The sequence below is a fragment of the Mycobacterium sp. 29Ha genome, from assembly GCF_032883055.1.
Taxonomy (GTDB): Bacteria; Actinomycetota; Actinomycetes; order Mycobacteriales; family Mycobacteriaceae; genus Mycobacterium; species Mycobacterium gallinarum.
This window is the reverse complement of sequence record NZ_JAMQTI010000001.1, coordinates 335,806-348,421: the sequence shown is the minus strand read 5'-3', so window position 1 is coordinate 348,421 and position 12,616 is coordinate 335,806. Positions and strand designations below refer to the sequence as shown.

Sequence of the window (12,616 nt, the reverse complement as noted above, 5' to 3'; positions counted from 1 at the left end):
CTCAGGACACCATGAACGGGACGCCGACAGCGGTGACGATGATATTGATCAAGAACAACACCAGGAAGGCGAACACCACCGTTTCATTCACCGCCCTGCCCACACCGGCGGAACCACCACCCACCGAAATGCCTTGGTAGCAAGCGATCAAGCCCGCCATCAATCCGAACAGGGTCGCCTTGACCATCGAGATGATGACATCGGCCATATGGGTCAGCGTGGTCAACCCCGCCACCCACGCGCCCGCCGAAACGTCCATCAGGTACACCGAGCAAACGAACGCGCCGACCAGGCCCGTCATGATCACCACCGAGCTCAGCGCCAGCGACACGGTCGTGGCCGCCAGTACGCGCGGAACGACAAGCGCCTGAATCGGGTTGATACCCATGACCCGTAGCGCATCGAGTTCCTCGCGAATCGTCCGCGCACCCAGATCGGCGCACATCGCCGTGGCACCCGCACCCGCCACCACCAACACCGTCACGATCGGACCGCTCTGGGACACCGTGAAGATCGCGGCACCGGTACCGGAAAAGTCTGCCGCGCCGATATCGGCCAACAAGACGTTGAAAAGGAACCCCGATATCACTGCCCACGGGATTGTCATCAGTACCGCGGGCAGCGTCGAAACCCTTGCCACGAACCAGCACTGAGCCAGATACTCACGCCACGCGAACGGTGGCTTGAACATCAACACCAAGGTGTCCATCGACATGGCCAAGAACCCGCCGACCGCACGCACGGGCCTGGTCGCCGTTTGCGCCGAGATCAGCATGCTGAGCCCAACGGCGCGGTTGCCGGGAGGCGGCGATCCTGCAAACAACCGGCCGAGGCTTCGACCATCCGTGCCCTGTGCGTTTGCCGGAAATCGCCATCGATGGAGGGCATAGACGGAACGCTATCGACCCCTACGGTCCGATTGCTGCTTCCAAAAAGAGGTATAAGTCTCCCCCTTACGAGGCATACGCCGCTGCACGCGACGGTCAGCGCAGTTTGCTGTGATGCCCGCGGCGCCACCGCGGCAACGACTGGCAGCACCCGCGTGACCCGCATGGGCTCGGCGCCGCGGCGACGAGTGGAGCTGCTCATGTTGGCCATCCCGACAGGTCGAAGTTGTGCGGTGACATCCGAGAGGGTACGCGGCCGATGTCAGTTATGTCCATAGTCGATACGCCTAATAGAATGCACAGGATAGACAAAGAACGATGAAGAGTGCGGCTTGTGCTCATGGATGTATCTTGATAGTACTGTTCTGTACGTCACATGCAGGACGGTGAGCTTGACGCTGCCGTGCGCGAAGCGATACCCGAGGAGGGGTTGCATGACCGACACCAAAGAGGCGAGCGAGAAGCTCGTACGCGACTTCCTGGGCTCTTGGGAGGGCCGCGATCTCGAAACCATCTGCGGCGCCTTCGCCGCCGACGCCGTTTACCACAACACGCCCGTGGCGCCGATCGAGGGCATCGACGGCATCCGAGAGATCTTCCGCGCGTTCCTCGACGCGTTCTCGTACGCCAAGCTCGATATCGTGACCCTGGCGGCCGAGCCGGGCCTTGTCCTGGCCGAGCGGATCGATTACTTCACCATGAACGACGGCCGCAAGGTCGAGCTGCCCGTCACCGGTGTTTTCGTCGTCAAGAACGGTGAAATCACCCGCTTCACCGACTATTTCGACCTCGCCGATTTTGAGCGCCAGAGCGGCTTCAAGCTCTAGATCACCGGTCCCCGACATGGTCAGCGACTCGTCCGCAGTCCCACCGCATGTCGTCTCCGCCGCAAAGCGCAGGCGTCTGGCAGGATTTGGTGGTTCGAGTGAGCAAGAGGGGAGGCGACGGGCGGTGGTGGAGCCTGCGGTGTCAACCGTCAAGCGCAGGCCGAAGGACCGCAAGCAGCAGATCCTGGAGCAGGCGGTTCGGCTGTTCATCGAACGTGGCTTTCATTCGGTCAAGCTGGAGGACATCGCCGAGGCGGCGGGTGTCACCGCCCGCGCGGTCTATCGGCACTACGACAACAAGCAGGCTCTGCTCGCCGCCGCTATCCGCACCGGCCAGGAGCAGTATCAGAGCGCACGGCAGCTCTCCGAGGGCGAGACAGCGTCGGCGCCGCGGCCGTTGAGCGTCGAACTGCCCGACCTGACGGCGGCCGCCGTCGCATCGCGGTCTTTGACCGTGCTCTGGCAGCGCGAGGCCCGCTACCTCGACGACGTCGAGCGGTCCGAGGTGCGCCGTCGCATCAACGCCATCGTGGCCGGGATTCGCGACAGCGTGCGGCTCGAGGTGACCGACCTCAGCCCGCAGCATCTCGAATTGCGCGCCTGGGCGGTGTCCAGCACCATCACCAGCCTGGGTAGACACAACCTGAGCCTGCCGGGAGATGAGCTGTCCGAACTGCTGAACCGGGCCAGCATGGCGGCTGCACGGACGCCTGTCGTCAGCGCGCTGAAACCTCTCGACCCAACGCCCGATGACGGGCGCGCATTGTTCTCCCGGCACGAAACCCTGCTGGCCACCGGTGCGCGTCTCTTCCGCGCTCAGGGTTATCCGGCCGTCAGCACGAGTGAGATCGGCAAGGGCGCCGGCATTGCGGGTCCGGGCTTGTATCGCACGTTCTCGTCCAAGCAGGCCATCCTCGACGCCCTCATCGGGCGTCTGGATGACTGGTGGAGCCTGGAAACCATTCGCGCGTTGCGCAGCGACAACGACACGGCGGACTGTCTGCGCACGCTGGTCGCCGGGCGGGTCCGCATCAGCCTCGACGATCCCGACCTGGTGTCGGTGTCGATCACCGAACTTTCCCACGCCTCTGACGAGGTCAGCGAGACATACACACGCAACCAGGTCGACCGCGAAGCGGTATGGATCGACCTCATCTGCAGACTGGTGCCCGAAACCACGGCCGCGCAGGCACGACTCCTCGTCGCCGCGGCCATCAGCTTCATCGACGACACCGTGCGCACCTGGCACCTGACCCGGTATTCGGGCGTCGCGGAAGAGATCACCGCGATCGTGTTGTCGATCCTGACCAGCCGCGGTCACCAGAGCGCGGAAATGGTTCCGCCATCCGCGATCTGAGCTGTCCCGTTCACCATCGACGCATCGTCGGACAGCAGGAAGGCGACGACTCCGGCGATCTCTTCCGGGCCGGCCATGCGGCCCTGCAGCCGGGCGATCATGTTGTCCGCGCCGCGCTCGCCGAGCACCTCGTCGAACGTCGCCATCGCGGTCTGCTGCATCGGCGTGTCGACGAACGCGGGCAACACTGCATTGGAACGCACGTTGGCCGAACGTAATTCGGCGGCGGTCACGCGGCTGAGATGGATGATCCCCGCCTTGGACATGCCGTACGCCGCCGACCCGGCCGCCGCCACCTGACCCGCCAGCGACGACATGTTCACGATCGCTCCGCCACCGCGCTCGATCATCTTCGGTGCGGCGTGTTTGGTGCACAACCACGCGCCGCGCAGGTTGATCTTGATGACCCGGTCGAAGTCCTCGACGGTCGTTTCGGTCAGGGGCGCGAAATGAACGATTCCGGCGTTCGCGACGAGTTTGTCGACTCCGCCGAACTCGGTTGTGCAGGCCTCGACCATCGCGATCACCTGTTCCTCGTCGCTGACGTCGGCCCGGAAACCGACCGCGCCGCTGCCGATTTTCATCGCCGCGGCGTCGGCGGCGGCGCCGTCGATGTCCGCGCACAGCACGTGACAGCCCTCGTCGGCGAGGCGCGCTGCGATCGCGAGACCGATGCCGGCGCCTGCGCCGGTGACGATGGCGGCCTTGCCAGCAAGGTCCGGATGCGTCATGTGACTCCTTGTGAGTGTGTTTGAGCCATAACGATTCTCACCCCGCGACGGCAAGAACCCGGTGTTGCCCGGCGACCAAACCGTGTTCGCGGATGGCACCGAACATCACGAGGCCGAACCCCGGAGCATCATCGGACAGCCGGACCGAATGCACGCCCAGATCGCGCAATATCCATGCCACGATCTGCGAAACCCGCTCCGCACCCAACGCGTCGCGCGTCGACAATCCGCAGGCGCCGACCGGACCCGGTGGGCGCAGGTACACGATCATGCCGCTGCCCCGAGCAGTCATCGTCGTCACCGCGCGATGGAGGTCGTCGGCGCAGCAACAACCCAACGACCCGAACACGTCTCCGGTCAGACATTCGACGTGCACGTGTAACGGCATCGGGCGATCCGAATCGGCGGCGCCGATGATCGCCACGAGATGTTCGCCGCCGCCGTGGGTGTCACGAAAACCGATGGCGCGCGACGTCACTGCACCCAGGGGCAGCAGGGTTTCGGCTGACCGGACGACCTGCGGTTCGGTGCGCCGCCGGAACTGTGCGAGATCGGGGATCGAGATCACACCGAGCCCGTGCCTGTCGGCGAACTCGATCGACTCGGCCTCGTCGGCGATCGCCCCGACGCGCTCGCCCGACACGATCTCGCAGAGGACGCCCGCGGGTCGCCGGCCTCCGAGCCGGGCGAGGTCCACCGCCGCCTCCGCCACCGCCGGTTGTGCCAACACGCCGTCCGCATCGGCCAGGACGGGCACGACGTGGCCGGGACGCCGGAAATCCGAGGGTGACGACGCCTGCGCGGCGAGCGCCACGATGGTAGCGGCGCGGTCGGTCGCCGAGATGCCGGTGCCAACCCCGCCCCAATCGACCGCGACACGCTGCGTGGCGCCGAGGTGGCCGCCGTTGCACACCGGCGGCAGGTCGAGCCGGTCGCACTCGGTGCCCGGCAAGGCGATTCGGACATAGCCGGAGGTGTGCCTGACGGTGAAGGCGAGCAGTGTGGAGGTCGCGGTCTCGGCGGCGAAGACGAGGTAGCCCTGCGCGGCATCGTCTGTCACCACGACAGGACGGCCCGCGCCTACGGCTGCGATCGCGCGCCGCACCCGTACATCTGAGGTTCTCATCCGCGCTCCCCCGCTGTTGCCGCGACGGCGAGTCGGCGAAACCGGCTGCCGTGAAAAACAAGTGGTGGGGTGTCCGGATCGGCGCTGAGTTCGCAGATCTCCAGTAGCGCGATGGTGTGGTCGCCCGCAGGGAGCTCGGAGTGCAGGCGGCAGTCCAGCCACGCCGTGGCCCCGTGGACGAACACCGCCCCCTTGGACAGTTCAGTCCAGCGCACCCCCGCGAACCGGTCCCCGACCTTGCGTGACAGCGAAAGGCAGGCGTCACTGTGGTGCTCGGCCAGCACACTGACACCAAGCCTCTCGCACTCGCGCAACCTCGGCCATGTGGTCGAGGTGTTCTGCACGCAAATCGACACCAGCGGCGGGGCCACCGAAACCGTGGTGAACGAGCTGGCCGCCATGCCGACCGGCTCACCGTCGATGCTCGCGCAGACGGCGATCACCCCGGACGGGAAACACCCGAAGACGCGACGCAATGTCGAGTCGTCGAGTTGGCGGGAGTGGACTGGATGCATGTCTTTTCGTCCGTGCCTTGCCGTTAGCGCAGCCCGTGCAGGAAGTCGAGCAGCAGCCGGTTGATCTCCTTGGGCTCTTCCTGCTGAATCCAGTGTCCGACCTCGGCCACCATGTGGGTGCCGCAGTAGTTCGGCATCATTTCCTCGGCCCGTTCGGTCGCTTCGGCTCCCCATGTGGTGCCGACGTCGTACTGCCCGCCGATGAAGACGGCGGGCGGGGTGAGTGGCTTGCCGGCCTGGTCGGCCAGGTCGTGCCAGTCGTTGTCGATGTTGTGATAAAAGCTCAGCGGCCCGCCGAAGCCGGAGCGCTCGAATTCGCCTGTGTAGAAATCGAGATCCTCGTCGGTGAACCAGTCCGGCATCTTCTCCGGATACACGAAGGCGTCCTTGAGGCGCGCCCCCTCGGGCATGCACAACGGGCCCGCGCGGATCACGTCGAGCGGATCCATGGCCGCCAGATCGATCCCCTCCGCCTCGGCGGCACGCGTGGCGGCGCTCACGGCATCGCCCGAGACCGTGTAGGTGAGTCCGAGGAGCCAGGTGCGCAGGTCCTCTTCGATCTCCGCGATGATGCCGTCCTGCGCTGAGAAGTAATCCTGGTACCACACCCTGCCCGGTCCGGCGATCTCGAGGTGATAATCGTTCGGGCGTTGCTCTCCGAAAGGGCTGCCCGGCAGGGCAATGACACCACGTCCGGCGAAGGGACAACTGAGCCCGGCGACTCCGGCACATCTGTCTGGGTGCAGCCAGGCGAACGTCCACGCGACCGGGGCGCCCCAGTCGTGTCCGACCACGATCGCCTGCTTCTCGCCGTACGCGTCGATCACGCCGAGGATGTCGCCGACGAGTTCTTTGATGCGATAAGCGGACTGCACGCGGAACTTCGACGATTGCCCGTAGCCTCGCTGATCGATCGCCACCACGCGGTACCCCGCCGCCGCGAGCGCGGGTATCTGATGGCGCCACGAGTACCACGACTCGGGAAAGCCGTGGACCAGCACCACCAACGGACCCTCGCCCTCTTCCACGGCGTGGATCCGGGTGCCACGGCAGTCGAGCATCCGATGAATCTGCGGCATGCGAGTCGCCTCTCCTTGTTGTGGTTCAGTGTGTGGGGGTTGCCGCCTACCCGACGGCGATTTCCTCGGGACGGTCCAGCCGATCGGCGACGGGCACGGTCCGATCGGAGTAGTTGCGCGCGATCAGCGTCTGCTGCCCTGACAACCTCGTGCGCGCCCATTTGCCGAGCACACGGCCCGCGACCTTCGGCATCATCAGGGCCGCGGGCGGTTTGACGAGGTGAACGACCGCGAGGAACTCACGATAGGTATCGAGGTCGTCGTGTACCAGTTCGAGGACGCGGTCCATGTACCAGGTGAGCGCACCGAAATAGAACGGGCGTTTGTCACGCACGCCCTTGATCCAGTCGAAGCGCAGGTTCTGCTCGCGGATCACGAACCAGGCCGTATCGGCCATCTTGCTGATCTTGCGGTAGTAGCGGCGCGGCAGGTCGTGATGTCCCGCGCCGTATTTGGCGAGCAACAGCTGCATCTCGCGGACTTCCTTGAGCGCCAGGCTCATACCCAGCCCCGACACGGGGTCGGCGCTGGTGTAGGCATCGCCGACGACCAGCAGGGCACGCGGGAGGTTGCGCATCTTCTCGTACCGCAGCCGCAGCATGTTGGGGTAGCGGAAGTTGTAGATCGGCGACGCGGGCTCCAGCCCGTCGATGTTCTCACCCACGACCGGTGAGGGCATCCGGTCGGCGAACTCGCGGAACTCGCGTGCGGTACGTGGTGGCGAGTAACAGTTGTAGGCGACAAGAGACGTGGACAAAATGGTGCGTGAGCTGTCCGTGTAGTACTGCGCGGCGTAGGTGTCCTCGTAGGGGCGGTAGGCGTAACAGATCACCATCACCTTGTCGTCCCACTGCCGCTCCGGCGGGACGTGGTGCTGCATGGTGGAGTAGAAGCAGTTGATGATGTCCTGCTCGACCTCAGGGGCGCCGATCCCTACGTGCTCCAGGAATTCCGGTATGCGCGTGTTCTTCCCGGATGCGTCGACAACGAACTCGGCCGGCACCACATCAAGGACGCCGTCACGGTCCACCGCGACACCGATGACGCAATTGGCGTCGCGGTCGTAGACGAGGTCACCGACCTCGGCCTCGTATCGGAACTCGATGCGGGGTTCGTCGTCGAGCCGACGCCGCACGCACCATTCGAGCAGCGGGCGGCCGGCGCACACGATCTGAATGTCACTGGTGCCGGGCTTTTTCCAGGTGCCACCGAGCCGGATGCGGTATTGGTCTGCCATATCGACCTTGAATGCACCCTCGGCCACCATGTCGTCGACGATGCCCGGAAAAATCCGTTCCAGCTCGATCTGTCCCGCGGTGAGCAGATGATGGAGGTGCCAGCCTTGGGCCGCGCCAGGCCGGCCCTCACGGCGGGAGTGACGGCCGTCCTTCTCGAGCACGATCACCCGGTCGAACGTCTCAGTCAGCACCTTGGCCGCCGCGATACCGGCGATGCTACCGCCGATGACAACGGCGGTGCCGCGACCGTCACGTCGCACCTGCGTCAGGTCGAGCTCGGCGTAGTCCAGGCGCGCCGGGGTACGCCTGCGCGCAGCCCCACTCGCCACAAACTTCTCGTAATACAGACCGACGCGATGAATACCATTGTTGTCGAGCCAGTTTCGCGTCGCCTCGACCATGGGTGCTGGGCCGCAGAGGTAGACGTCGGCGTCGCCGTCACTCAGCATGGATTCGTCGAGCAGATCGGTGACCAGCCCGACGGGGCCGTCCCAGCCGGCGTCGGATTGGGACACGATGGTGTGCAGCCGAAGGCCGGGGATGCGTCGCGCGAGTTCGTCGAGTTCGTCCTGCTTGCAAAGGTCCTCGGCGGCGGTCACGCCATACAGCAGATGCACCGGTTTCCCGATGTCACTGTCGAGGCTCTGAGCCATGGCCAGGATCGCCGACAGCCCGGTGCCGCCGGCCACGAGGATGACGGGCCGCACGATCGGCCGCAGATAGAAGCCGCCCTTACTGCACCGCAACGCGATTCGGTCACCCGGTTTGGCGCGATCGCGCACATAGTTCGACATCACGCCGTCGGGCAGCAACCGAATGATGAACTCCAGTTCGGTGCGGCCGTCGTCGGGATGCGCGAAGGAGTAATTTCGCCACACATCGGTTCCCGGGACCCGCAGCTGAGCGAATTGGCCCGCCTTGAACGTGATCGAGTCGTCGATGCCCGAGGTATCGATCCGCAGAATCGCGGTGGTGCCCGACAGCCGCTGCACACTGGTCACCACACCCTCTCCGGTGACCAGTCGCGCCGCGTTGTCATCGGCCGGATACTGCAGATCGATGACGCAATCGGTATCGGCGAACGTCTGGCACGTCAAGACCTTTCGCGCTGAGCGCTCGACGTCCGACAGGCCTTCAGTGCGCCCCATCTGATAGTCACCCGAGGCGCACGTGGCGACGCACGTTCCGCAGATGCCGCTCTGGCACTCGTTGACGATCGAGACACCGTGCTCTTCCGCCGCATCGAGAATCGACTGGTCTGGCCGTCCCGGCATCGTCTTCTGCGTGCCGTCCGAATATCGCACCGTGATCTGATGAGCTTCCACGCCAGTGCCCTTTCCTACCCGTGCTCGACGTCAGACGACCGCGCCCGCCGGCTTTTTCGCGATGCGCGCGTTCAGCCGTGGCATGACTTCCTCCGCGAGTAGCCGCATCGACTCCTTCCACGGTCCGGGGTCCTCGCTGTAGTCGAACCCGAGGATGAGCAGGTGACCGAAACCGCCGACCTGGTCGTAGGTCGCCTCCAGTTTGTCCACGACCGTCTCGACCGAACCCACCACAAATGTGTTCTCGGCCAGGTACTCCGGCGTGACGTCGGCATCGGGCACCGCGGGGTCGTGCTTGTAGAACTTCGTCATGCCCATCGTCTTGAAGGTCGGCAGTACGTACTCGCGCATGTTGCGGCCGAGCATGCCGTCGACGGCGTAGCGGAACGCCTTCTCGTCGGTCTCCGCCACAACGACCTCGCGCACCAGTCGCCATTCACGGCGATCGGGAGTACGCCCGCTGCGGGCCGCCCCTTCCAGCACGGCATCCCAGTGGGTGGCCACGTAGTCGGTGTTCAGATCGAGGCTCATCGGTATGTAGCCGCGTTCGCCCGCGAGTTTGAGGGTTTCCGAACCGGCGCTGAAGCCGGTGACACCGATCGGCGGGTGCGGCGACTGGAACGGCTTGATGTGACGGCGCATCAGGCCGTCGTACATCGGCGCAATCCCGTTGGCGTTCCAGTACTTTCCGCGGTGCTCCCACGGTCCGTCCTCGGTCCAGATGCGCAACATGATTTCGAGCGCCTCACGCGTCATCTCGCGATGCTCACCGTTGTGGCCGTCCACGTCGAACAGGGCCCAGTCCCCTGGGATGCCGCTGGCGCCGACACCGAGCATGAACCTGCCCTGCGCGAGATGGTCGAAATATGCGACGCGATGCGCCAATTCCACCGGGTGGTGGTACGGCAACAGGTGCGCACCCGGCGCCAGCTTGATCCTCTTCGTGCGTTGCAGCGCCTGCGCCAGCAGCAGGTCCGGCGCACAGATCGGCTCCCACGGCACGGTGAAGTGCTCACCGACCCACGCCTCGACGTAACCCAGCTGGTCGGCGAGCTCGATTATGTCGAGATCCCACTGGGTGGCGTCGAACAGGCTTCGCTCCGGCGGGTGTGCCGGCATGAGGAAAATTCCGATCTCCATCTTCAACCCTTCTGGGATGCTTCGGTACCGCCGACTGCGATGTACAACACAGTACTAGCAAGATACATCATTGAGCGCAAGCATCAGTTTGCATCGTGATTTACGTCTCTGAAGTTTTTGATAGCGCGTATTGGCTATGGACATATTGCGGTCGCGCCGCGTAATCTCGCCAACGTCAAGCACCCAAACGCCTGGTCACCGCGATCGAGCGGCCGCGCGGCCTGATGCACCGAAAGAAGGGAGTGATCCGTGTCGGATTTCGACTACATCGGATACGAGGTCATCGACGGGGGGCAGATCGCCGTCATCACGCTCGATCGGCCCAAGCAGCGCAACGCGCAGAACCGCGGAATGCTCGTCGAGCTGGGCTGCGCATTCGAGCTGGCCGAATCGAACGACGAGGTGCGAGTGGTGCTGCTGCGGGCCGCGGGGTCGTCGTTCTCCGCCGGTCACGACCTGGGCTCCACCGACGATGTCCGGGAACGCTCACCAGGCCCCGACCAGCACCCGACCTACCAGTGCAACGGCGGAACGTACGGCGGAGTCGAGTCCCGCAACCGTCAGGAGTGGCACTACTTCTTCGAGAACACCAAGCGCTGGCGCAATCTGCGCAAGATCACTGTCGCCGAGGTCCACGGCATGGTCCTGTCGGCGGGACTGATGCTGGCATGGTGCTGTGACCTCATCGTCGCCGGTGAGGACACCGTCTTCGCCGACGTCGTCGGCACGCGGCTGGGCATGTGCGGCGTCGAGTACTTCGGCCACCCGTGGGAGTTCGGGCCCCGCAAGGCGAAGGAACTGCTGCTCACCGGCGACTCGCTGGATGCCGACGAAGCCCACGCCATCGGCATGGTGAGCAAGGTGTTCCCCAACGACGAGCTGGCCGATCGCACCGTCGAGTTCGTCCGCCGCATCGCCAAGTTGCCGACCCTCGCGGCCCTCCTGATCAAGGAATCGGTGAATCAGACCGTCGACGCGATGGGCTTTTCGACGGCGCTCGACGCCTGCTTCAAGATCCATCAGCTCAATCACGCGCACTGGAGCGAAGTGACCGGCGGGGAGTTGTCCTACGGGACGGTCGACTACGGACTCGAGGACTGGCGCATCGCACCCGAGATCCTGCCCGCGGCCAAGCGGCGGCCCTGATCGATGGACGTCGAGTACCCGCAACAAGCAGAGGCGTTCCGGGACCGGATCCGCACGTTCCTCGCCGAGCACCTTCCGCAGAGCTGGCCGGGCGGCGGTGCGCTGGCGCCGGAAGACCGGGAGACTTTCGCACATCGGTGGCGCCAGATCCTCGCGGACCGCGGACTGGTCGCCGTGTCCTGGCCGAGGGAATATGGCGGAGCCGGCCTGTCCGTCATCGAACAGGTCGTCCTGGCAGAGGAATTCGCCCGCGCCGGCGCACCGGAACCTCCGGAGAACGACCGGTTCGGAATCGAGCTGATCGGCAACACGCTGATCGCACTTGGTTCCGAGGAGCAGAAGAGGCACTTTCTGCCGCGGATCCTGTCCGGCGAGGACCGTTGGTGTCAGGGTTTCTCCGAGCCCGAGGCAGGCTCCGACCTGGCGTCGGTGCGGACGAGGGCCGTGCTCGACGGCGACGAGTGGGTGGTCAACGGCCAGAAGATCTGGACATCCGCAGGCGCATGCGCGAACTGGATTTTCGTTCTGGCGCGCACAGCTCCCGATGCGCCGAAGCACAAGGGACTTTCACTGCTGCTGGTCCCCATGGGCCAACCGGGCGTCGACGTACGCCCGATCGTCAACGCGGCCGGGCATGCCTCGTTCAGCGAAGTGTTCCTGACCGACGCCCGAACCCCGGCAGCCAACGTGGTCGGCGGGATCGGCCACGGGTGGCCGACCGCGATGACGCTGCTCGGCTTCGAACGCGGCGCGCAGATCACCACCGCGGCCATCGACTTCGGGAGGGACCTCGAGCGGTTGAACGACCTCGCCAGAGCGCGTGGATTGCACACCGACCCGCATATCCGCGACGGACTGGCGTGGTGCTATTCGCGGGTCCAGATCATGCGTTACCAGGGCTACCGCGGTCTGACGCAGCTGCTGGACGGCCAGCGTCCCGGCCCCGACGCCGCGATCAGCAAGGTCATCTGGAGCGAGTACTTCAGGCACCACACCGAGCTGGCCGCCGAGATCCTCGGCGTCGAGACACTCGGGCCGGAAGGTCCGGGCAACGGTGCGGCGCTGATAGTTCCGGAGGCGGGCACACCCAACTCGGCGGCCTGCTGGATGGACGAATTGCTCTACGCGCGCGCCGCGACGATCTACGCCGGTAGTTCTCAGATCCAGCGCAATGTGATCGGTGAGCAACTGCTCGGGCTGCCCAAAGAACCACGGCCTCACGCGGCCGCAGGCGGGAATCGGTGA

General features: G+C 65.2%; 11 protein-coding genes. 4 read left to right on the top strand and 7 right to left on the bottom strand.

Annotated elements, in window-relative coordinates; translation table 11 throughout:
• Position 1 precedes the first annotated feature (1 nt).
• A complete protein-coding gene (locus M1248_RS01705) occupies positions 2-775 on the bottom strand; it encodes an MlaE family ABC transporter permease (protein ID WP_163737372.1) in 774 nt (257 codons plus the stop codon).
• Between the two features lie 546 nt (positions 776-1,321).
• On the opposite strand from M1248_RS01705, the gene M1248_RS01700 reads away from it, so the two are divergent.
• Together M1248_RS01700 and M1248_RS01695 are read left to right on the top strand one after the other, a co-directional pair.
• Complete coding sequence (locus tag M1248_RS01700) at positions 1,322-1,714, top strand: limonene-1,2-epoxide hydrolase family protein (protein WP_163729753.1); 393 nt, start codon at positions 1,322-1,324, stop codon at positions 1,712-1,714.
• Between the two features lie 127 nt (positions 1,715-1,841).
• Positions 1,842-3,071, top strand: coding sequence for a TetR/AcrR family transcriptional regulator (locus M1248_RS01695; protein WP_163737375.1), 1,230 nt, complete (start codon positions 1,842-1,844; stop codon positions 3,069-3,071).
• On the opposite strand, the gene M1248_RS01690 is transcribed toward M1248_RS01695, so the two are convergent.
• From M1248_RS01690 to M1248_RS01665, 6 genes are read right to left on the bottom strand one after another with little or no spacing between them, the layout of a single operon-like run.
• The gene (locus tag M1248_RS01690) at positions 3,032-3,802 is read right to left on the bottom strand and encodes a glucose 1-dehydrogenase (protein ID WP_317147379.1); all 771 of its coding nucleotides are present in this window, start codon (positions 3,800-3,802) and stop codon (positions 3,032-3,034) included. The two genes, M1248_RS01695 and M1248_RS01690, sit on opposite strands and share 40 nt — an antisense overlap.
• 37 nt (positions 3,803-3,839) lie before the next feature.
• Positions 3,840-4,928, bottom strand: a complete 1,089-nt coding sequence (locus M1248_RS01685) for a 3,4-dihydroxy-2-butanone-4-phosphate synthase (RefSeq protein ID WP_163729755.1) — start codon at positions 4,926-4,928, stop codon at positions 3,840-3,842.
• Positions 4,925-5,443 (bottom strand): flavin reductase family protein, encoded by a 519-nt coding sequence (locus M1248_RS01680; protein WP_317147378.1) that lies wholly within the window; start codon positions 5,441-5,443, stop codon positions 4,925-4,927. The genes M1248_RS01685 and M1248_RS01680 overlap by 4 nt, the downstream gene beginning before the upstream one ends.
• Before the next feature lie 23 nt (positions 5,444-5,466).
• Positions 5,467-6,522 carry an alpha/beta fold hydrolase gene (locus M1248_RS01675; protein ID WP_163729757.1) on the bottom strand — a complete coding sequence of 352 codons (1,056 nt, stop codon included), beginning with the start codon at positions 6,520-6,522 and terminating at the stop codon, positions 5,467-5,469.
• 46 nt (positions 6,523-6,568) lie between these two features.
• Entirely contained in the window at positions 6,569-9,085 is a 2,517-nt protein-coding gene (locus tag M1248_RS01670; RefSeq protein WP_317147377.1) for an FAD-binding oxidoreductase, read from the bottom strand.
• Positions 9,086-9,115: 30 nt separating this feature from the next.
• The gene (locus tag M1248_RS01665) at positions 9,116-10,225 is read right to left on the bottom strand and encodes an LLM class flavin-dependent oxidoreductase (protein ID WP_163729759.1); all 1,110 of its coding nucleotides are present in this window, start codon (positions 10,223-10,225) and stop codon (positions 9,116-9,118) included.
• A 249-nt stretch (positions 10,226-10,474) separates the two neighbouring features.
• Between M1248_RS01665 and M1248_RS01660 the strand changes: the two genes are divergently transcribed.
• On the top strand, positions 10,475-11,371 hold the full coding sequence (locus M1248_RS01660) for an enoyl-CoA hydratase (protein WP_163729760.1): 897 nt from the start codon (positions 10,475-10,477) through the stop codon (positions 11,369-11,371).
• Between the two features lie 3 nt (positions 11,372-11,374).
• The gene (locus M1248_RS01655; RefSeq protein ID WP_317147376.1) at positions 11,375-12,616 is read left to right on the top strand and encodes an acyl-CoA dehydrogenase; all 1,242 of its coding nucleotides are present in this window, start codon (positions 11,375-11,377) and stop codon (positions 12,614-12,616) included.

What these genes read in the sequence shown, in the direction of transcription:
- M1248_RS01705 (WP_163737372.1), bottom strand. Translation starts at nt 775, where the DNA reads ATGCTGATCTCGGCGCAAACGGCGACCAGGCCCGTGCGTGCGGTCGGC.
- M1248_RS01700 (WP_163729753.1), top strand. Translation starts at nt 1,322, where the DNA reads ATGACCGACACCAAAGAGGCGAGCGAGAAGCTCGTACGCGACTTCCTG.
- M1248_RS01690 (WP_317147379.1), bottom strand. Translation starts at nt 3,802, where the DNA reads ATGACGCATCCGGACCTTGCTGGCAAGGCCGCCATCGTCACCGGCGCA.
- M1248_RS01685 (WP_163729755.1), bottom strand. Translation starts at nt 4,928, where the DNA reads ATGAGAACCTCAGATGTACGGGTGCGGCGCGCGATCGCAGCCGTAGGC.
- M1248_RS01680 (WP_317147378.1), bottom strand. Translation starts at nt 5,443, where the DNA reads ATGCATCCAGTCCACTCCCGCCAACTCGACGACTCGACATTGCGTCGC.
- M1248_RS01675 (WP_163729757.1), bottom strand. Translation starts at nt 6,522, where the DNA reads ATGCCGCAGATTCATCGGATGCTCGACTGCCGTGGCACCCGGATCCAC.
- M1248_RS01665 (WP_163729759.1), bottom strand. Translation starts at nt 10,225, where the DNA reads ATGGAGATCGGAATTTTCCTCATGCCGGCACACCCGCCGGAGCGAAGC.
- M1248_RS01655 (WP_317147376.1), top strand. Translation starts at nt 11,375, where the DNA reads ATGGACGTCGAGTACCCGCAACAAGCAGAGGCGTTCCGGGACCGGATC.